At 73.7% G+C, this 23,429-nt stretch carries 21 protein-coding genes; 20 read left to right on the top strand and 1 reads right to left on the bottom strand.

Features of this window, described 5'->3' with window-relative positions; all coding sequences use genetic code 11:
• Positions 1-12 precede the first annotated feature (12 nt).
• Positions 13-2,817: a CHAT domain-containing protein gene (locus tag ODJ79_RS34560; RefSeq protein ID WP_263027853.1), complete on the bottom strand. Its 2,805-nt coding sequence runs from the start codon at positions 2,815-2,817 to the stop codon at positions 13-15.
• 68 nt (positions 2,818-2,885) lie between these two features.
• On the opposite strand from ODJ79_RS34560, the gene ODJ79_RS34555 reads away from it, so the two are divergent.
• The 20 genes from ODJ79_RS34555 (at position 2,886) to ODJ79_RS34460 (ending at position 23,371) form a co-directional block, all read left to right on the top strand.
• Positions 2,886-3,653, top strand: a complete 768-nt coding sequence (locus ODJ79_RS34555) for a hypothetical protein (RefSeq protein WP_263027852.1) — start codon at positions 2,886-2,888, stop codon at positions 3,651-3,653.
• Positions 3,654-3,802: 149 nt separating this feature from the next.
• Complete coding sequence (locus tag ODJ79_RS34550; protein WP_263027851.1) at positions 3,803-4,630, top strand: hypothetical protein; 828 nt, start codon at positions 3,803-3,805, stop codon at positions 4,628-4,630.
• Positions 4,627-5,346 carry a hypothetical protein gene (locus tag ODJ79_RS34545; protein WP_263027850.1) on the top strand — a complete coding sequence of 240 codons (720 nt, stop codon included), beginning with the start codon at positions 4,627-4,629 and terminating at the stop codon, positions 5,344-5,346. Before ODJ79_RS34550 ends, ODJ79_RS34545 begins: the two co-directional genes overlap by 4 nt.
• Before the next feature lie 4 nt (positions 5,347-5,350).
• On the top strand, positions 5,351-5,812 hold the full coding sequence (locus ODJ79_RS34540) for a hypothetical protein (protein WP_263027849.1): 462 nt from the start codon (positions 5,351-5,353) through the stop codon (positions 5,810-5,812).
• Positions 5,809-6,684, top strand: coding sequence for a hypothetical protein (locus ODJ79_RS34535; RefSeq protein ID WP_263027848.1), 876 nt, complete (start codon positions 5,809-5,811; stop codon positions 6,682-6,684). Before ODJ79_RS34540 ends, ODJ79_RS34535 begins: the two co-directional genes overlap by 4 nt.
• Positions 6,681-7,862 (top strand): OmpA family protein, encoded by a 1,182-nt coding sequence (locus tag ODJ79_RS34530; RefSeq protein ID WP_263027847.1) that lies wholly within the window; start codon positions 6,681-6,683, stop codon positions 7,860-7,862. Before ODJ79_RS34535 ends, ODJ79_RS34530 begins: the two co-directional genes overlap by 4 nt.
• Before the next feature lie 7 nt (positions 7,863-7,869).
• Positions 7,870-10,116, top strand: coding sequence for a protein kinase domain-containing protein (locus ODJ79_RS34525; protein WP_263027846.1), 2,247 nt, complete (start codon positions 7,870-7,872; stop codon positions 10,114-10,116).
• A gap of 41 nt (positions 10,117-10,157) precedes the next feature.
• Positions 10,158-11,429, top strand: a complete 1,272-nt coding sequence (locus tag ODJ79_RS34520; protein ID WP_263027845.1) for a hypothetical protein — start codon at positions 10,158-10,160, stop codon at positions 11,427-11,429.
• A complete protein-coding gene (locus ODJ79_RS34515; protein WP_263027844.1) occupies positions 11,426-13,417 on the top strand; it encodes an AAA family ATPase in 1,992 nt (663 codons plus the stop codon). The genes ODJ79_RS34520 and ODJ79_RS34515 overlap by 4 nt, the downstream gene beginning before the upstream one ends.
• Positions 13,414-14,013, top strand: coding sequence for an FHA domain-containing protein (locus ODJ79_RS34510; protein ID WP_263027843.1), 600 nt, complete (start codon positions 13,414-13,416; stop codon positions 14,011-14,013). The genes ODJ79_RS34515 and ODJ79_RS34510 overlap by 4 nt, the downstream gene beginning before the upstream one ends.
• Positions 13,992-15,191 (top strand): hypothetical protein, encoded by a 1,200-nt coding sequence (locus tag ODJ79_RS34505; RefSeq protein ID WP_263027842.1) that lies wholly within the window; start codon positions 13,992-13,994, stop codon positions 15,189-15,191. The genes ODJ79_RS34510 and ODJ79_RS34505 overlap by 22 nt, the downstream gene beginning before the upstream one ends.
• Positions 15,188-15,910, top strand: coding sequence for a 4Fe-4S single cluster domain-containing protein (locus ODJ79_RS34500; RefSeq protein ID WP_263027841.1), 723 nt, complete (start codon positions 15,188-15,190; stop codon positions 15,908-15,910). The genes ODJ79_RS34505 and ODJ79_RS34500 overlap by 4 nt, the downstream gene beginning before the upstream one ends.
• Positions 15,907-16,155, top strand: a complete 249-nt coding sequence (locus ODJ79_RS34495; protein ID WP_263027840.1) for a hypothetical protein — start codon at positions 15,907-15,909, stop codon at positions 16,153-16,155. The genes ODJ79_RS34500 and ODJ79_RS34495 overlap by 4 nt, the downstream gene beginning before the upstream one ends.
• Positions 16,156-16,157: 2 nt before the next feature.
• On the top strand, positions 16,158-17,870 hold the full coding sequence (locus ODJ79_RS34490; RefSeq protein ID WP_263027839.1) for a ThiF family adenylyltransferase: 1,713 nt from the start codon (positions 16,158-16,160) through the stop codon (positions 17,868-17,870).
• Positions 17,848-18,273: a hypothetical protein gene (locus tag ODJ79_RS34485; protein WP_263027838.1), complete on the top strand. Its 426-nt coding sequence runs from the start codon at positions 17,848-17,850 to the stop codon at positions 18,271-18,273. Before ODJ79_RS34490 ends, ODJ79_RS34485 begins: the two co-directional genes overlap by 23 nt.
• 1 nt (position 18,274) lies before the next feature.
• The gene (locus ODJ79_RS34480; RefSeq protein WP_263027837.1) at positions 18,275-18,745 is read left to right on the top strand and encodes a hypothetical protein; all 471 of its coding nucleotides are present in this window, start codon (positions 18,275-18,277) and stop codon (positions 18,743-18,745) included.
• On the top strand, positions 18,726-19,784 hold the full coding sequence (locus ODJ79_RS34475) for a hypothetical protein (protein WP_263027836.1): 1,059 nt from the start codon (positions 18,726-18,728) through the stop codon (positions 19,782-19,784). The genes ODJ79_RS34480 and ODJ79_RS34475 overlap by 20 nt, the downstream gene beginning before the upstream one ends.
• The gene (locus ODJ79_RS34470) at positions 19,768-20,601 is read left to right on the top strand and encodes a Mov34/MPN/PAD-1 family protein (protein WP_263027835.1); all 834 of its coding nucleotides are present in this window, start codon (positions 19,768-19,770) and stop codon (positions 20,599-20,601) included. Before ODJ79_RS34475 ends, ODJ79_RS34470 begins: the two co-directional genes overlap by 17 nt.
• Positions 20,598-22,676, top strand: coding sequence for an AAA family ATPase (locus ODJ79_RS34465; protein WP_263027834.1), 2,079 nt, complete (start codon positions 20,598-20,600; stop codon positions 22,674-22,676). Before ODJ79_RS34470 ends, ODJ79_RS34465 begins: the two co-directional genes overlap by 4 nt.
• A 62-nt stretch (positions 22,677-22,738) precedes the next feature.
• Positions 22,739-23,371: a DUF6875 domain-containing protein gene (locus ODJ79_RS34460; protein WP_263027833.1), complete on the top strand. Its 633-nt coding sequence runs from the start codon at positions 22,739-22,741 to the stop codon at positions 23,369-23,371.
• Positions 23,372-23,429: the final 58 nt, after the last annotated feature.

The raw sequence follows: 23,429 nt of genomic DNA, 5'->3' as shown, positions 1-23,429 counted from the left end.
CGGGGCTCGGCACTAACGGCCGAAATGGAGGAACGCCGCCCACTCGGTGGGTGCCGCCGGGTCTGACCGGGCGGTCAGCGACCGAAGCTGGGCGGGCATCGTGGCGGGTGGCTGATGGTCGGGGGTGATCATCCACAGCTGGGCCCGGCGCAGGGCCTCGGCCGGTGGCAGGCCCTCCCGCCGCAGGTAGTGGTGGAACATGAACATCAGCACCGAGGTCGCCGCGTCGGGCACGCTCCACTGGGTGCCCACCACCGCCGCCACGTTGTTGGCCAGCAACGTCGTGCTCAGGCTGAATGCCTCGTCGTCGCCGCGGCCGCAGACCCCGCTGCTGCACGCACCCAGCACCGCCAGGGCGATCGGGCGGCCGACCCGGGCCGCCGACGACACCACCTCCTCGGCCGACAGCCGTTCGCCGCCGGACAGCAGCAGGTAGGACGTGTCCGCGGTGTCCGTGCCGGGCTCGACCATGCCGTGACACGCCAGGTGCAGCAGGGCGCCCGCCTCGCCGGGATCGGTCAGCCAGCTCAGCACGTCGTTGCGGGTGCCGGCGCCGTCCGGACCGGTCGAGCCGTCGGGGACCCGGCCGACGTAGCGGGCCGCCGGGTAGAAGGCCTCGCGGATCGCCCACGCCTCGGCCCGGGCCGAGCTCAGCTCGACGGCGGCGCCGGCGGTGTCCGGGTCGGCGACGATCAGGCATCGTTCCGCGGGCGGCGGTGCGCCTCGCCAGGCCAGGTCGCAGAGCAGGCGGGCCGACGGGGCGTACGAGAAGGTCGCGTCCTCGATCGCATAGCGCCACCGGCCGTCGACCGTCCGGCGGGCGGCGTGCCAGGGGATCCGGACCAGCTCCCCCATCGGGATCAACACGATCCGGGAGGCGTCCGGGAGGCGGGTGAGGACCGGGCCGATCGCCGCGGTCCAGGCCCGTTCGCACAGATCCTCCAGGGGGCCGGCATCGACCTGTGCGTCGGCGGGATACGCCGCGTCCACGTCTCGCCGGCGACTCGTCCGGGTGGCCGCGGTGAGGAAGGCGTCGAAGGCGGCTCCCCAGCCGCGGGTCAGCTGCGGCAGCGGCAGCCAGGTCGGCGGTTCCGCGGCCGGCACGATCACCGCCGCGCCGGAGCGGTCCCGGCCGGGCATCAGGTAGACCAGGGCGTCGACGCCGAGGGAGGTGAGCGCGGCCCGGACCTCGTTGAGGTCGGGCGGCGCCAGCAGGCGCGCCGAACCGGCGTCCAGCGGCACCTGGGCGGTGCCGGCCGCGTCGAGCGGGATGTGGGCGATCACGCTGATCATCTCGCGTCGCAGCTCACCGGAGACCTCGGCGGCGTCGGCCGGGGCGGCGAGCCACCGCTGCGCCAGGTCCGGCCGGCCCTCGTCGATCATGCGGGCGGCCAGGTCCCGGGTCTCGGTGGCGGCGTACAGGATCAGGGCCCGGCCGGCGTCCAGGGCCATCGCCGCCGACTCGGGATCGTTGTCCTGGATGCACCACGACGCGACGTCCATGGCGTCGCCGGCCGCGTTCCGGGCCGCCACCTGGACGGCCGCGGTGTCCGACTGGAGCAGCACGTTCCACGCGTGACCCCGCAGGCCGGACAGGGCCACCTCGCGGCACCGCGCCCGCTGCCCGGCGAGACGGTAGGCGTGCGCCAGCGGGTTGCTCAGGTTGGTCCAGTGCCCGTGCAACTCCGAGCCGGCCATCGTCCGCGCCTTCTCCAGCAGCTGGATCGCCTCGGTCAGGTCGGCGCGGCCGGCCAGCATCTCCACCCGGCGCAGCAGGGCGGTCCCCAGCGCGGAGGTGTAGAAGGCCTGGCGAGGGTCGTCCTCCCCGGCCAGGACGACCGCCTCGCGCAGATGCTCGACGGCCGAGTCGAGCATGGCGTCCGAGTCGAGCCCGTAGCCCATCTCGGCGAAGCCGAGACTGTGCAGCCGGGTGGCTCGTTCGGCCGGCGCCAACCCCGGCGCCGCGGCCCGGTCGCGCAGCGAGGCCAGGTTCCCGTTCGCGTTCGGCGACGGGACCGCGGTGGTGACGGAGTCGTTCAGGTCCAGGACCGAAGCGAAGTTCTCGACGAGGTCGGCCATCTCCTGGTGGGCGGGGTCGCCCGGCGGCAGCCCTCCGATGATCTCCTGTGCCTTGCGCATCTCGGGCGCCACCGCGGTGAAGTCGCCCCGCACCGCCGCGGCGTACGCCTCGGCCACCCCGGCCATGGCCGTACCCTTGATCCGGATCGTCGTGGTGTCGGCCGCACCGCTGCCTTCCAGCATGGTCAGCAGCTCGCGGATCCGCCCGGGCATCCTGCTCACTTCGCTGGGACTGGCCTCGGCGAAGTCGCGATGCATGGTCAGCCCGATCCGGGCGATCTCCACCAGGTCCTGTTGCGGGCGCACGCCGGCCGCGGTCGCGGCGAGACCCTCGACCTCGTGCACCGCGGCCCGGATGTTGAAGCCGGGACCGCCGTGCATCGACGACTCCAGCAGTGCGCGGGCGCGGACCGCGGCCGCGGTGGCCGGCCAGTCGGCGAGCGGCCGGGGGTCGTCGTTCGCCACCGCGGTCAGCGCCACGGCCCGCGGGTCACCCGACAGCTGCGCCCGGATCATGGCGGTGACCAGTATCGACGCCATCTTCGGCCGCCCCGGGAACCCGGTCGGCAGGCCGTCGAAATCGGCGAGCGCGGCCGACAGGTCGGCCGCCGCGTGGTCCTGGTCGTACCGGGTCACGTGCATCCAGCAGCGCGCGAACCGCCAGGCGGCGTCGTCCGGCGCGCCCACCCGGGTGATCGCCGCGGACGTACGGTCGAGCATCGCCTCGAGATCGGTCATGGCAGCTACTGACGGACGCGTCCTCTGACGGACACGTCCTCTGACGGACACGTCCGTCAGAGGACGGCATGACCAACCACGTGCTGAGCGTTCTCATCCAGATGCCGGCCGAGCGGCTGCCGACGGTGATCACCCGCCTGACGTCCGAACGGGACCTGCTCGGCCGGGCGGTGGCGTACGGGCGCGGCTACCAGTTCGACCACCAGCCGCAGACGCTCCGGAACGCGCTCGCCGACCTGGAATCGGCCACCGGCTCGACCGCCGACCGGTCGGTGGCGGCCCGCTTCCTGGCGCTGCGGGTCATCGAGGCGACGCTGATCGGGCAGCACGTCGGCGCGGCCCGGGTGATCCGCATGCTGGCCGACGCCGAGGACGACCCGGATGATCCGGGCGCGCTCGCCGGCCTGCGGGCGATGGCGTACGCGGCCGGCGCGCTCGCCGACGAGCCGGGCACCGACCCGGCGGCCGCGCTGGCCGAGCTGGACGCGATGTCACCGCCGCGGGACACCTCGTACGCCGCGCTCTGGCCGGGTCTGCGCAACGGGCTGATGGTGCGGATCGCCGCCGACCGGCAGGACCTGAGCCTGATGCCGGACATTCCCGCGCAGGTGGCCGCGATGAAGGCCGATCAGCGGTTCGGTCCCGCGCACCATCCGGCGATCGAGCTCATGGAGATCATGGGCGAGATGATGACCGCCCTTCAGCGGCGGGACGTGGCCGCCGCCACGGCCGCGACCACGCGGATGCGGGCGGCGCTCGACCGGCTGCCGGCCGGCGATCCCACCGTGGACGCACTGCGGGCCCAGCTCGACGCGGCGATGGCACAGCTTCCCTGAAGCCGGCTCGGGCGATGTCCAGGGTGCGCTGGTCGTCGCCCTCGGTCGGCACGGTGACGGCGACCAGGTTCCCCCGGTCCGGGGGACGGGCTCTCCCGTCCGTCAGAAAAGGACGGACGGCGACACTACGGAGTTTCGAAGGACGCGGCGTGATCAGTTGGCCATTTGCGGTGCCGGAGACCGCCGCCGCGCTGATCGGGATCACGATCCTGATCATGGCGGCCTCGTTCCTGGCGGTCCGGCGGCACCGGCGGCAGCAGCGGCAGGTCATCGCCGAGGCGCTCGAGGGCATGGCCGGGCACCTGTCCGCCGGGCCGAGCGCCACCGCCCGGATGCAGCGCGGACTCGCCGTCGCCCTGGTCGACCAGCATCGGCTGGCCGCCCGGGTGGACGAGGAGATCCGCCCGTACGTCCTCGGGGGTCCGGCCAAGCCGGGAGCACCGGCCGCCGACCGGCCGGTCGACCGCATCGCCGCCGCCGTCGACGACCTGCGGGCCATCGCCCAGCGCCGGGGCGCCGCCGAGGCGACACCGCCGGTACGCGGATCGGCCCTCGGGCCGGTGCCCGGCCTGGAGGACTCGCCGGAGCTGCGCGAGGTCTACGAGGCGATGCTCACCACCCTCACCGACCGGATCCGGCAGGCCAACGCGGTCGTGCTGGTCGCGGTGGCGCTGGGGGCCGGCGACGCCAGGACCCGCGCCCGGGTCGCCGACTCGCTGCGGGAGGCGGACACCGGGCGGCAGGAGAGCGAGGCGCTGGCCGCCAAGGGCCGTCTGGTGTCGGCCGTGCACCGGCTGGCACACACCGACACCCCGGTGCCGGAGAGCGGCGTGCCCGGCGAGGCCACCCGGCGCGACGTACGGCGTCAGTCGTTGTCGCTCCGCGAGATCGCCGCCGGGCACGAGGCGGACCTGCTCGGCTGGCTGGCCGACGCGCGAACACGATGCGCCCCGGAGAAGGGTGGTACGCCGGCATGACCGTTCCGGAGCCGATTCCCTATGCCACCCGCGATCGCAAGACCGACACCCGGCGTGGCCGGCGGGACGGGCGCAAGCGCATCCCGCCGTTCACCACGCTGACCGAGCAGCTCGAGGCCGAGGCCCGGATCAGCACCCCGTACCAGGACGAGCTGAGCCACGCGGGGAGGTACCGGATCAACGAGCAGCACCGGCTCTTCCTCGACCGGATCACCGAGATCCGGGACGAGATCGCCCGGCTGCGCGGCGCCCTCGACACGGACCTGGAGTTGATCGAGCAGGCCCGAGCCGACCTCGCCGCGAAGCAGGCCGAACTGACCGAGTCCGAGCTGCAGCCGCGGAACTACCAGGAGCTCCCGCTCGCCGGAACGCCGGTGCTGCACGGTCGCCGCGCCGCGATGCGCGAACAGCGGATCGCCGCCGCCCGCGCGGAACTGGCCCGGTGCGAGGCGGCGGCGCGGGGCCGCCGCCAGGCGATCACCACGGCGACCGCCCGGATCGACCAGGAGTTCGCCCTGGCCCAGGCCCGGGCCCGCCGCCTGGCCGACTACTACGTCCTGCGGATCGCGTCGTACTGGGATGCGGTCGTGCAGACCCATCCGGAGGGCCGCAACCTCTCGACGGCGCTGCCGGTCGTCTCCCTGGCGCTTCCCCGGTGGGTCGACGCGACCTGCCAGGACGGCGTCATCACCCTGCCCGCCCCCACCGAGGAGTGACGCGATGAGGATCCCGCTGATTCCACAGTGGAACCGCCGGCCGCGCATGCCCCGCCCGCTGCGGCAGGCGATGGCCGAGCTCGAACAACTGGCCCGGGAACCGGTCGAGTACACCATCGATCTCACCTCGATCACCGACGGCCTGCGCACCCGCATCGGCGGTCACGCGCCCGACCTCGACGACGTCCGGTTCCGGCAGGCCGTGGACGACTACATCCGGCACTCCATCGACGAGCTCAAGGCCGGCCTGCACGCCCGGCACGACGGGTACATGGACCGGCTCGACCGGCTGGAGGTCATGGTCCGGCCGTATCTGGACCGGGCCCGCACGATGGCACACAACACCCGCAGCAACCTGTCCCACATGGATGCCGCGGTGACCAACGCGCTCGACCAGCTGAGCGATCCGGAGACCCCGATCTACGACCCCCGTGAGACCGACCCGCCGAGGGAGCCCCGGCCATGATCGAGCCCACCGACCGGCCACCGCGCGGCATCATCCACGGCGACCTCTCGCAGATCGCCGGGCGGTCCTGGACGCACGGCCTGTTCTGGCTGGTCCTGCTGGCCGCCGGGGGTGTCGACGTGGTGACCTTCTACCAGGTGCTGATCCTGGTGCTGAACGTCCCGCCGCTGATGGTGACGATCGCGGTCGCCGGGTTCGCCTCGGTCGCGCTGACCCTGGCCCACTACGCCGGGCTCCAGGCGCGGGCCACGATCAACCCGCGGAACATCACCGGCTCGAAGACGCTGGCGCTGGTGCTCGGCGGCACCTGGGCGATGCTCGGCGTGGTCGCGTTCGTCGTGCGGCTGGTCCTGGAGCCGGGCGGCGCCTCCACGTTCACCACCGACAGCGGCACCGTCACCGACGACCTGGGCACCGGCGGGTCGAGCACGCCGCTGTACCTGTCCGCGCTGCTCTTCCTCGTGCTGTACATCGCGACCGGGGTGGTGGCGAGCCTGGCCGGCTACTTCCGGCAGGAGCCGGCCGCCCGGCAGTTCGGCCGGGCCGCCACCAAGCGGACCACGGCGGCCACTAAGCACGCCGACACGCACTGGGAGTTCTCGCAGGCCGAACAGGTGTGGCTGGCGATCAGCCGGGCGCGCCGGCGCCGCGAAGTCGCGATGGCGGAGGTGGATCGGCAGTTCGAGGCGACCGCCAACCGGCTCCGGGCGGACGCGGAGCTGATCTTCGCGCAGAACCGGAACGCGGCCCGGGCGGTCGGCCGGACCGGGTGGGACGACCCGACCGTGCCGATCCCGCTCCCGCCCGCGTACCCGCCGCGACCACCGCATCAACGTCAACCCAGAACGGACCGACCGGAGGAGACACCGTGAAGTACCGGATCCGCGGCCTGCTGGCCGCATCCACGATGGCCGCGGGCTCGTTCGTCAGCTGCGACAGCGGTGGCGCCTTCCCGCCGGAGCCGGTGTCGATCGACTGCCCGGCCGCGGCCCACCAGGGCCAGGCCATCACGCTGGTGGTCGGCGCCCGCGCGAACAGCCCGGCGCCCGGCCTGCCCGACGAGGTCAAGGGCCTGATCCGGGAGGCCGCCAAGAGCTCCAAAAAGGTCCAGGTCGTCCGGGTGGACGGGCAGCCGACGGTGGGCCTGACCGCCGCCTTCCGGACCAACGGCAACAACTCGACGATCCGCGAGCGAGACCTGCAGAGCTTCCTGAACCAGGCCGACGGGTACGTGCAGACCCTGAAGCCCAAGCGGCCGCAGGCGGACGTGCTCACCGCCCTGACCGTGGCCGCCCGGAGCACGCCGGAGGGCGGCACCATCGTGCTGATCGACTCGGGGATCCCGACCACCGGGCCGCTGAGCTTCACCAACTCGGAGATGTTCACGGCGGACCCGAAGGAGGTCGTCGACTTCCTCGACGCCCAGAAGCTGATGCCTGACCTGACCAAACGTTCCGTCGTGCTGGTCGGTCTCGGCGACACCGCCGACCCGCAGCCGGCCCTGCCGGAGAACCTCCACAAGCAGATCACCGACCTCTGGACGACGATCGCCGACAAGGCCGGCGCGGACTGCGTGAACCCGCTGAAGTCGGCGACGAGCCGCACGTCGGTCCCGACCGACGTGCCGGTCACCGTGGTCGCGCTGCCGAAGCAGCCGGTCTTCCCCGAGTGCGGCACCACCGTGCTCACCGACAGCAGCCCGGTGGGGTTCACGCTCAACACCGCGGACTTCCGTGACCCGAAGGGCGCCCGGACCACCCTGGCGCAGCTGGCGAAACGGATGGCCGGGCATTCGCAACGGGTCCAGCTCGTCGGCACCACCTCCAGCGAGGGCAGCGACGCGTCCAACCAGCGGCTGTCCGAGCGCCGCGCCGACGCGGTCAAGGACGTCCTGATCGATCTGGGGGTGGCACAGTCGCGGATCAGCGCCAGTGGCGCCGGCGAGCACTACCCGGGACGCGTGCGGGACACGACGGCCGCGGGCACGCTCATCCCCGGCGCCGCGGTCCGCAACCGCTCGGTCGTGGTCAAGCTGTCCTGCGACGGTTGATCCCGCGATGACGCATCCGGCACCCGATGCCGACGCGCCCGTCACCGAGCTCGACCCGGGCCGGCACCGGCTCGACGACGGCGACATCACCCGGCTGGACCCGGGCCGCACCAGGCCCGCGGTCCCGGAAGGGCTGCCGCCGGCCCTCGACGCGCGCTTCGTCGTGCTGCGCCGGCTCGACCGGGCCGGTGCCGAGGCGGACGTGTGCCTCGTCGAGGAGCGGGCCAGCGGCGCCGAGCGGGTGCTGAAGCTCTACCGGGGCCCGGGCCCGGAAACCGCGGTGCGGACGTTCCTGGAGAGCAAGCAGAGCCGGTACGCCGTGACGGTCGCCGAGGTCGGCACGGCGGACGGCCGCGGTTACGAGGTGCTGGAGCACCTGGCCGGCGGGAGTCTGACGGAGCTGCGGCGCAGCGACCCGGCCCGGTTCACCGCGGAGGCGCTGACCGGGGTGGTCCGGCAGCTCGCCGACGCGCTGGGCGAGATGCACGCCAACGGGATCGTGCACCGGGACGTCAAGCCGGCGAACGTCCTGGTGCGCCGCCTCGCGCCGCTCGAGATCGCGCTGATCGACTTCGGCATCAGCGTGTACGCGCCGTTCGGGCAGTCGGTGACCGACGCCTCCGGGACGGTGCGATACCTGCCGCCCGAGTACGTCAGCGGACAGCTGGTGTCGCCCGCCTTCGACTGGTGGTCGCTGGGGATCAGCGTTCTCGAACTGGCCACCGGGGAGCCGTTCCTCGACGGCCTGGACGACGTGCTGGTCCGGGTCGAGATCGCCGCCCGGCCGGTCAGCACCGAGGTGGTCGTGGACCCGCGCCTGCGGCTGCTGTGCCAGGGCCTGCTCGCCCAGAACCTCAACGAACGCTGGGGTGGCGAGCAGGTGACCGCATGGCTGGACGGCGACTCCCCGGCGGTGCCGATCGCGTACCCGGCTCCGGCCGGCGCGGCGGAGACCGAGATCGCGGCCGAGCACCCCTACCCGTACGCCGACACCGAGTACCGCAACCGGGTGCTGCTCGCCCTGGCCATGACGGCGAACTGGGAGCACACCGTACGGCTGCTGTTCGGCGACGACCCGGAACCGCTGCGTGCCCTGACCGCGTGGCGGGAGCAGTTCCCGCCGGATCCGGCATACACCGACGACCCCGCGGAGCCCGCGAACGTGCGCCTGCTGCGCCTGCTCCGGTCGATGGCGCCGATGCTTCCGCCGATCTACCGCGGCGTGAACGTGGTCCGGGCCACGCTGCCGGCGATCGCCCTGGGCGCGTTCACGAACGACGGCAACTCGCCCGCGATCGTGCACGAGCTGTGGCGGTTCCGCCTGCTGCCGCTGCTCGCCACCGGCGGGGCCGGCGGAGGCCTCACCGGCGGCGACGGTCTCGACGAGGTCGACCGGCAGTGGCGGCGCCGCCGGCAGCGGTGGCAGGAGGCCGCGCGAGAGATCGAGGACCCGGGCGCACGCGCCGCGCTGGAAGGCACCCACGAGGCCGCCGCGGACCGCGCGCGGGCGCGCGCCCGCGCGCTGGCGTTGAGCCTGTGGGCGACGGTGGCGGACGACAACACGCGCGCCGAGATCCGGCGGGAGCGGGCGGCGGAGGCGCGCCGGTTCCGGCTGCCGTGGTTCGCCCGCCTGGTCGAGCAGCCGGACGGACCGTGGCTCGCCTACCAGGTCCGCGACTACGCCGAGGAACGCGCCGAGGAGCAGCTGGCCGCCGCCCGGCGCCGCGCCTGGCTGAACCGCAACCGCCGGTTCCGGGAGTGGTCGCGCCGGCAGAACCGGCCGGTAGCGCTCTCCTGGGCGGTCGCCGGGGTGTTCCTGATGATCGCCCTGTGCGGGGTCCTCATCGCGGTGAGCGACAGCGTCGCCCTCGCCTCGGACGGCGCCGTGCTGAACGCCTGGGTCGCCACCATGTTCGCCGGCCTGGCCGCGCTCACCGCCGAGGCCGTGCTGGCCTGGGAGATCGGCGGCCGGTTCCATCCGCGCTACTCGACGCTGGGCGCCGGGTTCACCGCGCTGGGCCGGGCCGCCCGGTCGCTCACCGGCCGCCGGATCGCCGTCGGCGTGCTGCTCGGGGTGCTGGGCCTGGCCGCCGTGCTGACCGCGTACCAGCCGATGATCACCCCGCTGCTCGCCGGCCTCGGGATCGTGGCCTCGACCGTCCCCCGCTACCTGCACTGGCACACCGACCAGGAGCACGAGCGGGCCGAGGCCGATCGGGGCGCACGCGAGCTGCTGGCGGCCCGCGGAGCCTGACCGACGGCGGCTTGTCCGTCAGTGTCCGGTGAGGAGGAACGATGAGTGCTGGTGGAATTGTGGTCCTGCCGATGGCCGCCGTGCTGGCTGCCGGTGCGGTCGTGGTGCTCACGGCGGCGGCCGCGGCCGCGCTGACCGTCTGGGCCGTGAACCAGGCGGCCGAGGCGGCGCTGCGCGCGCTGGGCGAGGTGGGGCAGAGACTCGAGAACGAGGCCGAACGCCAGAGCCAGGCGGAGATCGCGGCGCTGCGCTGGCCGCACATCGCGGCCGAGGTCGTCGAGGTGAACGCGCGGATCCGCCTGCTGGCCGAGCGGGCCAGCCGGACCGGCGTGGTGGTCGCGGTGCCCGCGCCGCTGAATCTCGACGGGTGCACCGAGCAGCAGGCGGTCGAGTGGGCCGCGCGGGCCCGGGTCCTGCTGGTAGCGGCCAACGACGCGCTCGCCACCGCGGGCGCCGCGACCGAGCGGGAACGGCTGGCCGCTTCCCTGCCCCGGACCGTCTCGGCGCTGCCGGACACCGCGGCCGCGCTGAGCCGGCTGCAGGACGCGCTGCGGAACCGCCGGCCCGGGCCCGCGCCCGCGGTCGCCCGCCCCGCCGGCCGCGGCCCGGACGTCGACGCGATCCTGCGGACGCTCGACGCGGACGTGAACGAGAACGAGCGGTTCGAGGCGCTCGAGGCGGCGGCCCGGGCGCGGACGGCCGGCGCCGGCACGATGTTCGCCCGCCAGCTGCAGATGAAGGTCGCCGACGTGAACGGGCGTGCAGCCCGCCGGCGCCTCGCCGCCCAGCTCACCGGCGTGCTGGAGGAACCGGTCGTGGTCCGCACCCCGCCGCCGGCGCCGTACACCGGGACCGCCGCGAAACTCCGCGCGGTCGTCGCCGGCGACGCCGACCTCACGCCCGAGCTGCTGCGCGAGGGCGCCGGGGCGGTCCGGTGGGCGGAGGGCGTGGTCCGCGCGAACCTGGTCCGGGAGACGGTCAGCCAGTGCCTGGCCGATCAGGGCTACACCGTGGACGGCACGTCCGACCTGCATCTGACCCGTACCGACTGGCAGGGCGAGCATTCCGCCGAGGTCTGGATCGACGAGCACAACGTGGTGCACGGCCGGGTCGTCCGCGACCAGGACGTCGACGGCGACGAGGCGGCCATGCGCGACCGTGACCGCTGCGACGGCTTCAACGCCGACCTGGCCGAGCTGGCCGACCGCCTGGATGCCGAGGTGGTCATCGACCACGGGCACGTGCCGCAGCGCCGGGGCCGGACCACTCCGGAGACGCCGATCGCGCGGCCGCGAGCGCGGGAGGCCCGATGACCACCGCGCCGCTGCTGCCCGGCTTCCCGGCGTTCGTCAACGAGCTGGCCGGCACGCTCGCCGTGCATTCCCAGTTCGTGCTGCACGGCAACCTGCGTGACCTGTTTCTGATGGAGCCGCCGGGCCGGCCGGCCCGGCCGGTGGCGATGCTGCCGCTGCTCTGGGCGGCGCTCGCCCCGCGCGGATACAGCTGCCTGGTCTGCTACGACCCGGTCGACGGCGTCACCGTCTTTCCGCCGCAGCCGGTGCCGATCGAAGCGGCCCAGCGGCTGCTCGGCAACCGGGTCATCGGGCGGCGGCCGTCGCTGGAACGGCTCCGCGTCCACCTCGCGAAGGTCGTCGGCGTCGCCGAGCAGCCGCCGCCGGAGGGCGGCACCGCCGGGCCGGGCCCGGGTGAGCCCACGCCCGATCCCCGGCAGCCCGGCCCCCGGCACCAGGCCGCCGCGCCGGCGAAACGCGACCCGACGGTCCGGCCGCCGGTGCGGGCCGCCGTCGTCATCGACTACGCCGCCCGGATCACCCGGGTGCCCGGCCAGCTCGACCCGGCGGAGCGCGACTTCTTCCTGTACTGCCAGAAGCTGGCCTTCACCGCCGAGCCGTTCGAGACCGGGCAGGTGCCGGGCGAGCGGTACAACCCGATCATCTGGCTGACCGAGGGCGAGCGCGACCTGCCGGCCTGGCTGACCTCCGGGGCGGAGCCGATCCGTACGATCGCGGTGGGCATGCCGACGCTCGGCGAGCGGGAACGGCTGGCCGAGGTGGTGGTGCCGATGCTGCCACCGGCCCGGAACCCGGGCGGCGCCGCCCCCGCGGCCGAGTTCGCGAAGCTCACCGAGGGCATGACGCTGCGGGCGATGACCGAGGTGGTCCGGCTGTCCCGGGACCGCGGGCTCGGCGCCGGTCAGATCCCCGACGCGGTCCGCGCCTACAAGTTCGGGGTCACCGACAACCCGTGGCGGCACGACAGCGTGAAGAAGCACATCACCGACGGCGAACGGGTGATCGCCAACCGGATCATCGGCCAGCCCCGGGCCACCGGCAAGACCCTGGACATCCTCAAGCGCGCCGCCCTCGGCCTCTCCGGCGCCCAGGCCACCAGCACCGTTTCCCGGCCCCGGGGCGTGCTGTTCTTCGCCGGGCCCACCGGCGTCGGCAAGACCGAGATGGCGAAGCAGATCGCCGAATTGCTGTTCGGCGACGTCAACGCCTACCTGCGGTTCGACATGAGCGAGTTCGCCGCGGACCACGCGGCCGAACGGCTCACCGGCGCGCCGCCCGGCTACGTGGGCTTCGAGGCCGGCGGCGAGCTGACCGGGGCGGTCCGGCGCAACCCGTTCCAGGTCGTGCTCTTCGACGAGATCGAGAAGGCCAACAAGTCGGTACTGGACAAGTTCCTGCAGATCCTCGAGGACGGCCGGCTCACCGACGGGCAGGGCATCACCACGTACTTCTCCGAATGTGTCCTGATCTTCACGTCGAACCTCGGCATCATCACCACCGACAAGACCACCGGAGAACGGGTCCAGCAGGTCCAACCGGGCATGCCCTACCCTGATCTGGAGGCGACGGTGAAGGCCGCCGTACGGGAGCACTTCACCGTCACGCTGGAGCGTCCCGAGCTGCTCAACCGGCTGGGCGACAACATCGTCGTCTTCAACTTCATCGACCGGGACTCGGCCGACCAGATCTTCCGGCTGCAGCTGACCAACATCGTCCGGACCGTCGAACGCGAGCTGCAGATGTCGCTCAGCCTCACCGACCAGGCCCGCGACCAGCTCCGGGCGGCGTGCACGATCGACACGCCGAACGGCGGCCGGGGCATCGGCAACCTGCTGGAGAGCAACCTCATCAACCCGCTCGCCCGCAAGCTCTTCGACCTGGACGCCCCGCCGGGCTCGACCGTGGAGATCACTGCGGCGTATCCCGGCACCGCCACCGCCGGGCCGAGGATCGAGGCGCGGGTGACCGCGGCCGGGCGGGCGTTGTGAGCCAGGTCTGCCCCCGCTGCGGCCCCGGCCGGCTCTTCGACGACGACCTCGGGCTCTGCCCGGATCACGTCCGTCCCCTGGAGCCCTATCCGGCGGAGGCGATGCCCGAGCCTTCGCCGCACCCCGAGCCTTCGCCGCACCCCGAGCCCTCGCCGCAGCCGGTCGTCGACCGCTCGGTCTGCTGGAACTGCGGCACGCCGGTGGCCCACCCGGGCAACACGGAATGCCTGAACCCGGACTGCCGCCGATCGCTGACGCCGCCCGCGCTGGTCGTCCGCTTCCCGGCCGGTCAGGTCGAGCTCGGCCGGGACGCCCGCGTCGAGCTGGGCCGGCTCGGCCCGCACGCCGCGCTCTTCCGGTCGTACCCGAACGTGTCCCGCCACCACGCGGTGATCGGGACCGAGCCGAACGGCCGCGCCTGGATCGAACCCGTGCCCACCCCGAACGGCACCTTCCTCGACGGCGTCGAGATCCCCGCCTCCGAGCGCCGGTTGCTGCGCCCGGACGCCCGGATCCGCTTCGCGTTGCACGCCGAGGGAACCGTCGTCGACCTCTCCCGTCAGGACCCGAGACCATGGCCTTCTTCCAGCGCCTGATCGAACGGTGGTGGTCGTTGTGGGCCATCGCCGGCGGCTTACGCATGGCCCAGTCCGCCCCGCTGCCCCGCCCCCAGGTCGACCCGCGGATCTCCGCGGCCGAGCTGACCGCCGAGGCGGAGCGCCGGGGCGTCGCGGACGCCGAAGCCACGATGTACGACCCCTGGTCCTTCGGCGGGCCGGACGACCCGCCGTCCGAGGACTTCGACCCCGATTACGTACGCGAGCTGCGCAGCCGCCGGGACGGGGCGCTCGCCTCGCTGCGCGCCGCCCAGCAGCACACCCAGGAGCGGATCGCGGCGGCCCAGGCCCGCCGGGACGAGTCACAGGCCCGGATGGACGACGCCCGGGCGCGGATGGCCGGGCTGGCCACCCAGGAGGCGGCCGCCGAGGCCCGGGCCGCCGCCGACCTGGACGGCCTGCTCGACCCGGTCGAGCAGCCGCACGAGGGCGACCGCACGCCGTGGGAGGGCGAGACCGTCCCGCTGCGGCTGATCTGGCGGGTGCTGATCCTCGGTGTACTCCTCGCCGCCGAGACGATCGTGCAGTTCGCCGTGTTCGACCATTTCCTCGGCGCGGAGCCGTCGCAGGCCACCCTGACCCGCTGGATGGCGCTGCTGACGTCGGGCGTGATCGTGCTCGGCCCGTTCCTCTCCGGCACGCTGCTGCGCAGCCGGAACGCCACCGGCGGCGAGCGACGCGGCTGGTACGCGGCGGCCGTGCTGGTGGCGAGCTGGCTGTTCGTGGCCGTAGTGCTCGGTCTGCTCCGCGGCCGCGTGCTGGAGCAGCACCTCGGCCGGCCCGAGCAGATCACCGTGACGCCGCTGACCGTGATCGGAATGTTCGTGGCGCTGATGCTCCTGGTCGGCGCGATGTCGTTCATGCTCGGGCTCGCCCGGCGGCACCCGTTCCAGGAGGCGTACGTCCGCAACCGCGCCCACCGCAACCGGTTCGACCTGCTGATGCGGGCGACGGCCACCCGGCTGAACCCGGCGTACCTCTCGCCGCCCGGTCCGGACGGCCCGGCCGGCGGCGACCCGGAGGTTCAGGAGCGGGCCATCCGCGAGGCGTACGCCGCGGCCGAGGACGCCTACTTCGCCGCGCTCGCCCGGACCGTGGGCGATCCCGCCTTCACCGAGGCGGTCCAGCATCGACGGGGTTTGCAGGTCCGGCGGTGACCGGCGAGACGCTCCGGGTCGCGCGTACCCACTTCCCGGTCAGCGCGCTCGGCCCCGGCCTGCGACTCGGTGTCTGGGTGCAGGGCTGTCCGCTGGCCTGCAAGGGATGCATGTCGCTGGACACCTGGGAGCCGGACGGCGGCGCCGCGATGCCGGTGGACGCTCTGGCCGAGCGGTGGCGCGCCGCCCTCGGCCGGGGCGCCGCCGGCCTGACCATCAGCGGCGGCGAGCCGCTGGCCCAGCCCGGCCCGCTCGCCGCCTTCCTCGACGCGGCCGATCAGGTCCGCGCCGGCCGGCCCGGCGAGCCGGACATCCTGATGTTCACCGGCTACACCCTCGACGAGCTCGACCCGGCGCAGCGGCTCGCCGCCTCCTACGCGGACGTCCTGGTCACCGGGCGGTACGAGGCCGACCGGCCGACCCGGCTGGTCTGGCGCGGCTCGGCGAACCAGCAGATGGTCCTGCAGTCCGAGCTGGGCCGCCGCCGCTATGCGCCCTACCTCGCCCTGGAACCGGAGCAGCCGCCGCTGCAGCTGCGCGCGGACGAGCACGGCGTGTGGCTGGTCGGCGTGCCGCTGCGCGGAACCCTGCCCCGGCTGGATCGCGAGATGCGCCGCCGCGGGCTGCCGCCCGAGACGGTCACCTGGCGTCCCCGTCCGTCAGGACACGGTAGGCGGCGCGAGGGCGCCGATTCGCCGGACGACGGAGAGACCAGATGACGACGGTAGTGAACTTCCGCAACGCCTTGGACGGCAACAACCAGCCGGTCGAGGTCCAGCCCGGACAGACCGTGCAGCAGGCGGTGGAGGCCAGCGGCCTCATCGCGGCCGGCAATCCGTTCAGTGTGCGGGACAAGGACGGCCAGGTCGTCGACAACCGCGAGGCCACCGACTTCGCCGGGCTGACGCTGTCGGTCGGCCTCCCCGGCGACGAGGTCCGCGGCGGTTCCGCCGGGCTGCGCTGACCATGGACAGGTACGCACGACAGCAGGCGCTTGTCGCCCAGGACGTGCTGGCCGACGCGACCGTCGAGGTGGCCGGCACCGGGCCCGCCCTGACCTATCTGCTGCAGTGCCTGGCGATGCTGGGCGTCGCGACCCGGCACGGCGCCGTCCACCTGCGGGACTGCGGCCGCCCGGCCACCCCGGCCGACGTGGCCGGGCAGTTTCTGCTGCGGCCGGACGACGTCGGCGAGCCGCTCGGCGCCATGCTCGTCCGCCGGGTGCACGATCTCGACCCGGCGGTGAACATCACCGTGGGCAGTGCGCCGGTGCACCGGGCGCTGACCGTGGCCGTCCCGGCGGCCGGGGAGTCCGCCGGGATCGCCGCCCGGGGCGCGGTGGACATCTGGGGCGGGGTGGGCACCACCGCCCTGACGATCGGGCCCGAGCCGGTGCCGGACGGTCCGGCCACGCCCAACGTGCTCACCCCGGCCCTGGCGTGCGTCTGCGGGGGGCTGCTCGCCCAGGCCGTGCTCGGCGGGCTGGGCGCGCTGGTCAGCGGCCCCGCGGTGCTGTCCGGCTGGACGGAGGAGCGGTTGTGGCTGCGCCAGCCGGGAATCGGCCGGCTCGCGGCGGCCACCGGGCTGGACGCACCCGATCTGGGCTCGGTGCTGAGCGTCGCCACCGGCCCGGCCGTCGCCGCCGGATTCCGGATCCTCCGCGACGGCGATCCGGTGGACGCTCGCATCACGATGATCGTCGACGACGACACGGTGGTGGTCAGCCTGCCGGCACACGCCACCACGGCCGGCGTCACCGTCCGGCCGAACCGGCTGCCGGCCCGGCCCGTGCCCACGCTGAGCTGGTCGCCGTTCGCGGGACCGGACGTCGCCGTACCCGATCGCCTGCCGGCCTCGCGGGTGGTGATGGTCGGCGCCGGCGCCCTCGGCAGCTGGGCCGGCGCCGCCCTGGCCGCGACGCCCGCCGACGAGCTCGACCTGTGCGTCGTCGACATGGACGGCGAGGTCGAACGGCACAACCTCAACCGGCAGGTGCTCTACACCCGCGCCGACATCGGCAAACCCAAGGCGCAGCGGGCCGCCGAGCGGCTCACCGCGATCAATCCGGCGATCCGGCTGACCGGGATCCAGACCGTCATCGACGTGCACGGGCGTGACCAGCTGCTCGGTAGCGAGGTGCTGCTCGACGTGGACCCGGCCGTCGCGGAGCAGCGGCGCCGGATCGACCGGCTCGGCTCGGCGCTGCGATCCGCCGACGCGGTGCTGTCCTGCCCGGACAACCAGCAGACCCGCTGGGTGCTCAACTGCCTGACCGAGCGGCTCGGCATCGCCTGGGTGAACGGCGCCGTCGACGGCTTCGTCGGCCGGGTGCACGTGTGCGATCCGAAGGACAACGGCCGATGCGTCGTCTGCTGGCTGGGCCGATCGGTGGCGCTCGACCCGGTCCGGCTCTCCTGCACGGACGTCACCGGTCCGGTCCCGGTGCCGTCGATCGCCACCGGCGCGGCAATCGTCGGCGGGGTCCAGGCCGCGACGCTGATCGCCGAGCTCACCGGCAACGCCGCCGCGGTGGCGCGCTTCCACGCCTGGAACGGGATCGACGGAGTCCTGGCCGGCTACCGCGCGACCGACCGCGACCCCGGGGAATGCCCCGCCCACCTGCTAGAGGCCGCGCCCACCGAGGAGCTGAGCAGCCATGTCCATTCCGATCAGCAGTAACGATTTCCGCCGGGCGACCGGCATGTTCCCCAGCCTCCAGCCGCTGGCGACCAGCGGCAGCGACATCACCGCCATCGCGGTGATCATCGGCGGCATCTCCGGCGGCAGCCTCCACGACCGCCGCCCGGTCTCGTACCGGATCCTGGCCTCCGTGCGCAGCTTGGAGACCGGGTTGCCGCCGATCTGGATCTCGTCTCCGCAGGATTCGCAGATCGTGCACCGGAACATCTACCGGGCCCGGGAGGTCTGCCCGTTCACCAACACGCGGCTGCCCACGCTCTGCTGGGGTACCACGCCTGCGGCGTGGCGTGGCGCGGCTACCTCGGAACGGCGGCTGGCCAATCTCCTCGAGGCGGTGCGTCAGGTGCTCGCCGACGTCTATCCGCAGAGCCCGGCCCGATGAGATGGGCGTCACCGACGCCGCGGTGCAGCAACTCGCCGCGAGCGGCTATCCCGACCTCGGGGTGATCGCCCGCGGTGTCACACCGCCGCCACGACGGTCCGGGCGGACCACCGAACCGACCGGACCGGTGATGGCGATCCGCCTGAGCGTCACCGGCATCCGCGGCGGCCGGGATCCGGACCGCCTCGCGCGCTGCCCGTACCTGCTGATCGTCGACGTCTCGAACCTGGGCGCGGCCATCCCACCGGCGTGGGTGCGCACACCGGCCGATCGGGACATCCGGCACGTCAACATCTGGCCGTCGGCCAAGAACTACTGCCCCTGGGCCGGTAGCTGGCTGCCCAGCCTCTGCTGGAACACCTTCGCGGCCGGTTGGCGGCAGGCGCCGCCGTCCCATCGGACGCTCGGCAACGCCCTGGAATACGCCAAGCAACTCCTGAATGCGGAGAACCATGTCAGCCCAGCCAGATAGCTACTACCAAGCCTGGCCGAGAGCGGTCGGCGTCCTCATCTGGTCCGTCTACTTCCTCGCGCTCGCCGCGACGTACGTGGTGACCGGCCGCCGGGGGGACGCCGCCGGACAGCAGGCCGCCGCCTGGGGCCTCTCGATCGCCGTCGCCCTCGCCGTCGTCGGCCTGCCGGTGCTCGCCACCAGCTGGGCCGAGGCCGACCCGGCCGCCCTGCGCCTGGGCCTGGCACTCTGCCTGCTCGGGACGTTCCTGCTGATCACCGTCGCGATGAGCCTCACGCTGGCCCGCCAGCCGATCGGCACCTGGCTGCTGCTGCCACCGCTCGCCGCCGGCCCGATGCTGGCGGTGTCCGTCCATCGTGGACCGCGCCGGCGCTGGCGCTGGGTGACGCCGGCCCGGTCCGGCGCGCCGCTGCTGCGGCCGGGCTGGGAGCACCGGCTCGGCCGGACCGAGCTCGCCGTCGCACTGGACGAAGGGTTCTGGCGGGAGGCCCGGCGCCATCTCGACCCACGGGCGTACGAGCAGGGCGGCGTCGCGCTGCTCGTGCGTACCCACCGGACCGTGCTGGTGTTCGGCGCGGTGTTCCCGGCGCAGCGCCTGGCCAACGCCGTGGCCTGCGAGTTCCCGTCGGCCGAGGTCGATCGGGTACGCCAGGCGATCGACGCGGTCGGGCCGTCCATCGGGATACGGCCCGGCACCATCGCCATCACCTGGGTGCACACGCATCCGCGACTCGGCGTGTTCCTCTCCGGCACCGACCACGCCACCTCGCAGAAGTGGCGGGCGCTCGACCCGGGCTTCACCCCGATCGTCATCGACATCAGCCGGACCGCGCTGCCCGAGGCGATCGGCGTGTTCAACGGCGACGGCCGGAAGATCCTGCCGATGAACACCACCCCCGGGCTGGTCGACCGCGGCGCGCTCGCCCGGCTGCGGGCCGCGCTGAACGGCGCGTACGCCGCCGGGGGCGCCCAGCCCCCGATGATCCTGCTCGGCGACGCCGTACCGAAGGGAGCGCTGTCTCGTGCAACCCGGCGATGAGAAGCCGACGGTCCAGTTCGATCCCGGACTCGCCCGGACCCTGGTCGAGTTCCTCCGGCAACCGGTGCCGGTGGAGCGGGGCGGCGTGCTGCTCGGCCGCCGCGACGATGCGAAGATTCAGGTCTCGCTGGCGGTCTTCCCACCCCAGCTGGCGTACGCGTCGAGCCATTGCGCGTTCGCGGTGAACGCGATCGAGATCCTGCGCAACGCGTCGGACACGGTCGAGCCGGCCGACGCCATGCGGCCGGTCGATCGGATCGTCGGGTGGGTCCACACGCATCCGGCGATCGGGCTCTACCTGTCGACCACCGACGTCACCACCTTCGCCTCCTGGACGCGGCTCGACCCGGCCGCGGTTGCCGTGGTGATCGACCCGTACCTCCCGGGCCCGGAGATCGATCGGATCGGCTGGTGGGCCGCGCCGGACGGGGACGCGCCGGCGGAGCCGGGGCCGCGGACGGCCGACCGGCAGTGGGTGTCCGAGGTGGAGCCGGCGCCGCCGGACACGGTGGGCTGGAAGGATTCGGCGCTGCTCGCGGCGGCCCTCGACCAGGAGGGCAACGGCGGCTGCTGGGAGATTGTCGGCGCCGGCGGCGTGCACAGCGTCTTCCCGATGCCGCAGAGCCCGCCCGAGCCCGATCCGGAACCCGTCCTGCTGGGAAGCCGGCTCCCGCCGGAGCCGCCGGAGCCGCTGGAGTCGTCCGAGCCGCTGGAGTCGTCCGAGCCGCTGGAGTCGTCGGAGCCGCTGGAGTCGTCGGAGCCGCTGGAGTCGTCGGTCGAGGCCGAAGCCGGGGCCGCGGCCGAGGAGGCGGGGTGAGCACCGCGACCGTGCAGAGCGCCGGGCCGGACACCATCTACGGCAGCTGTTTCGCCAGCATCCCCGGGCTGCCGGCCGGCAGCCGGGTGCGGATCGCGTCGCGGAACGCGGCCATCTTCTGCCGCCTCGCCTGGGATCTCACCAACCGGCTGACCCACACCGAACGGGTGCTGCTGGACCGCTGGCAGGTCGCCGCGCTCGGCGTCGCCGACGGCGAGCCGGTGGACGTGGCCCGGCTCGACGCCGAGCAGGTCCCGCCGGCCGACGCGGTCGAGGTGCGCCTGGACAGCTGGACCGGCCCCGACCTGGACGCGGGCGCCGGCCTCGCCGAGTTCCTCCGGAACGGGCACTACCTGCTCTATCCCGGCCTGCGGTTCCTCTACCAGCCGCTGGGTGCGGAGGGCCGAGGCGAGTACGTGGTCGTGTCGGTGCGCGCCGGCGGCGTACCGGTCGAGGTGGCGTCGATGAGCGATCGGCTGGAGATCACCGTGCGGCGGGCGCCCGGAGCGCCCGGCCGCGCCCTCCGGTACGAGGACATCGGCGGCCTCGACCACGCCATCGCGCTCCTGCGCCGCGAGGTCGAGCTGCCCCTGCGGCGCCGGACCGACCTGGCCGCCATCGGCGTCACCGCCCCGTCCGGCGTCCTGATCTACGGTCCGCCGGGCACCGGCAAGACGCTGCTCGCCCGCACCGTCGCGGCGGCCAGCGGCGCCCGGACGACCATGCTCAGTGGTTCGGCGCTGGCCGCCAAGCAGCCGCCGGAAGCCGAGGCGGAGCTGCGGGCCGCGTTCGCCGCCGAGGCCGGCTCGTCGCACCTGGTGATCCTGGACGACCTCGACTACATCGCCGGCGACCGGTCCGCGCCGGGCGCGGTCTCCCCGCTGCTCAGCGTCCTGCAGCAGGTGCTCGACGAGCCCGACCGGCCGGTCGTCATCGCCACCACGACCCGCCGCGACCACATCGACCCGGCGATCCGGCGGCTCGGCCGGATCGGGCACCAGGTGGCGGTCACCGCGCCGAGCGAGGATGACCGGCGCGCCATCCTGACCGTGCACAACCGCAACCTGGCCCTGTCGTTCGGCGAGCCGCGGCGGACCGAGCTGACCGCCGATCTGGCTCGCCGGACGGCCGGGTTCGTCGGCGCCGACCTGGAGGCGCTCTGCGACGAGGCCGGCCGGGTCGCCCTTCGCCGCGCCTTCCCCGCCGAGGAACTGGAGTCGGCGACCCCGACGGCGCGGGCGCCGCTGCAGATTCAGCCCGACGACTGGGAGGAGGCGTTGACGCTGGTCTCGCCGTCGGCCATCGGCAGCGTGGTCTCGGAGATCCCGGCGACCACGTTCGCGGACATCGCCGGCCTGGATCGCACCGCCACCGAGCTGAGCGAGCGCCTGGTGCTGCCGCTCTCCCGGCCGCAGGTCTTCGCCGAGGCCGGCCTGCGGATGGAGCGCGGCGTTCTGCTGTACGGGCCGCCCGGAACCGGCAAGACGCTGCTCGCCCGGGCGGTCGCGCACGAATGCGGCGCCCGGTTCATCGCGGTCCGTGGCCCGGAACTGCTGACCAAGTGGTTCGGCGAGTCCGAGCAGGCGGTCCGTGACCTGTTCGAGCGGGCCCGATCGGTGGCGCCCTGCGTCATCTTCTTCGACGAGATCGAGGCCGTCGCCCGGCGGCGCAACGGCGGCGCGACCGACGGCGGCGCCGGCGACCGGGTGGTGAACCAGCTGCTGGCCGAGATGGACGGTCTGGTCGACCTCGGTCCGGTCTCGATCATCGGGGCGACCAACAACGCGGACGCGATCGACCCGGCCATCCTGCGCCCGGGGCGGCTCGGGCTGCACATCGAGGTGCCGCTGCCCGATCACGCGGGCCGGGTCGAGCTGTTCGCCATGTACCTGAGAGCGGACGAACTGGCGGGACAGTATCCGGCGTACGCCTCGATGACCGAGGGAAGCTCCGCCGCCGAGGTGGCGATGATCGCCCGCGAGGCGCGTCTCGGCGCCCTGCGCCGGGTCGATTTCGCGCACGCCGAGCCGATCACCGACGAGGACGTGCTCGCCGGAATTCGCCGGCGCCGATAATCGGCCGATACCGCGGAAATTTATCCTCCGCAGGACTGCGGGATAAAGGAGAGCAATTGATGATGACCGCGGAGGAAGCCGTCCGCGAGGTGGAGGACTGGGTCGCCCGATACCTGACCCGGCCGCATCCCGACCTCGGCCGCGAGGGGGTGGTCTGCCCGTACACGGTGAAAGCGAAGCGCGACGATCACCTGCGGGTGTTGCCGTTCGACGCGCGCGAGGGAGACGACGCATTCGTCGCCCTCGCCCGCCGCATGCGGGAGAGCCTGCTGGAGATCGCGCCGTCGCTCGGTGCGGACCGCATCTACCTGGCTCGGCTCATGGCGCCGCACGGGCTGCCGGAGCCCGAGCTGCAGGCGATGGTCGAGCGGGTGCACACCCGGATCAAACCCGAGTTCGTGGCGAGCGGGTTCATGGTCGGCGATTTCTGGCCCGGCCACGAAGGCGTCGGAGTCCACAATCCGGACTTCCGCCCGCTGTCCAGCCCCATTCCCATTCTCGGAATTCGCCACATCGTCCCGCCCGACCTGATCTTCTTCGTCGCGCCGGAGAATTCGCTCGCCGAGAAGATCCGATACCTCGCCGACTATCGCAGCACATTCGCCGGCCGGCTGAACGCCTATTGGTCGGCTCAGCTCGAGGAGATGGAAGCCGCCATCCACCGCGAGGCGGAGGCGGAACCGGTCGCCGGCTGAGCGACCACCGGGCCCTGGTGTCACCGGCGCGTCCGGGCGCGCGAGATGCCAGGGCCGC

Source organism: Actinoplanes sp. KI2, from assembly GCF_025630775.1.
In the GTDB taxonomy this organism is placed as follows: Bacteria; Actinomycetota; Actinomycetes; order Mycobacteriales; family Micromonosporaceae; genus Actinoplanes.
Note: the sequence above shows the minus strand (reverse complement) of the source record. Positions and strands in the feature narration are given on the sequence as shown.

What these genes read in the sequence shown, in the direction of transcription:
- ODJ79_RS34505 (WP_263027842.1), top strand. Translation starts at nt 13,992, where the DNA reads ATGGCCTTCTTCCAGCGCCTGATCGAACGGTGGTGGTCGTTGTGGGCC.
- ODJ79_RS34560 (WP_263027853.1), bottom strand. Translation starts at nt 2,817, where the DNA reads ATGACCGATCTCGAGGCGATGCTCGACCGTACGTCCGCGGCGATCACC.
- ODJ79_RS34495 (WP_263027840.1), top strand. Translation starts at nt 15,907, where the DNA reads ATGACGACGGTAGTGAACTTCCGCAACGCCTTGGACGGCAACAACCAG.
- ODJ79_RS34475 (WP_263027836.1), top strand. Translation starts at nt 18,726, where the DNA reads ATGTCAGCCCAGCCAGATAGCTACTACCAAGCCTGGCCGAGAGCGGTC.
- ODJ79_RS34545 (WP_263027850.1), top strand. Translation starts at nt 4,627, where the DNA reads ATGACCGTTCCGGAGCCGATTCCCTATGCCACCCGCGATCGCAAGACC.
- ODJ79_RS34480 (WP_263027837.1), top strand. Translation starts at nt 18,275, where the DNA reads ATGGGCGTCACCGACGCCGCGGTGCAGCAACTCGCCGCGAGCGGCTAT.
- ODJ79_RS34535 (WP_263027848.1), top strand. Translation starts at nt 5,809, where the DNA reads ATGATCGAGCCCACCGACCGGCCACCGCGCGGCATCATCCACGGCGAC.
- ODJ79_RS34515 (WP_263027844.1), top strand. Translation starts at nt 11,426, where the DNA reads ATGACCACCGCGCCGCTGCTGCCCGGCTTCCCGGCGTTCGTCAACGAG.
- ODJ79_RS34525 (WP_263027846.1), top strand. Translation starts at nt 7,870, where the DNA reads ATGACGCATCCGGCACCCGATGCCGACGCGCCCGTCACCGAGCTCGAC.
- ODJ79_RS34485 (WP_263027838.1), top strand. Translation starts at nt 17,848, where the DNA reads ATGTCCATTCCGATCAGCAGTAACGATTTCCGCCGGGCGACCGGCATG.
- ODJ79_RS34460 (WP_263027833.1), top strand. Translation starts at nt 22,739, where the DNA reads ATGACCGCGGAGGAAGCCGTCCGCGAGGTGGAGGACTGGGTCGCCCGA.
- ODJ79_RS34520 (WP_263027845.1), top strand. Translation starts at nt 10,158, where the DNA reads ATGAGTGCTGGTGGAATTGTGGTCCTGCCGATGGCCGCCGTGCTGGCT.
- ODJ79_RS34490 (WP_263027839.1), top strand. Translation starts at nt 16,158, where the DNA reads ATGGACAGGTACGCACGACAGCAGGCGCTTGTCGCCCAGGACGTGCTG.
- ODJ79_RS34555 (WP_263027852.1), top strand. Translation starts at nt 2,886, where the DNA reads ATGACCAACCACGTGCTGAGCGTTCTCATCCAGATGCCGGCCGAGCGG.
- ODJ79_RS34540 (WP_263027849.1), top strand. Translation starts at nt 5,351, where the DNA reads ATGAGGATCCCGCTGATTCCACAGTGGAACCGCCGGCCGCGCATGCCC.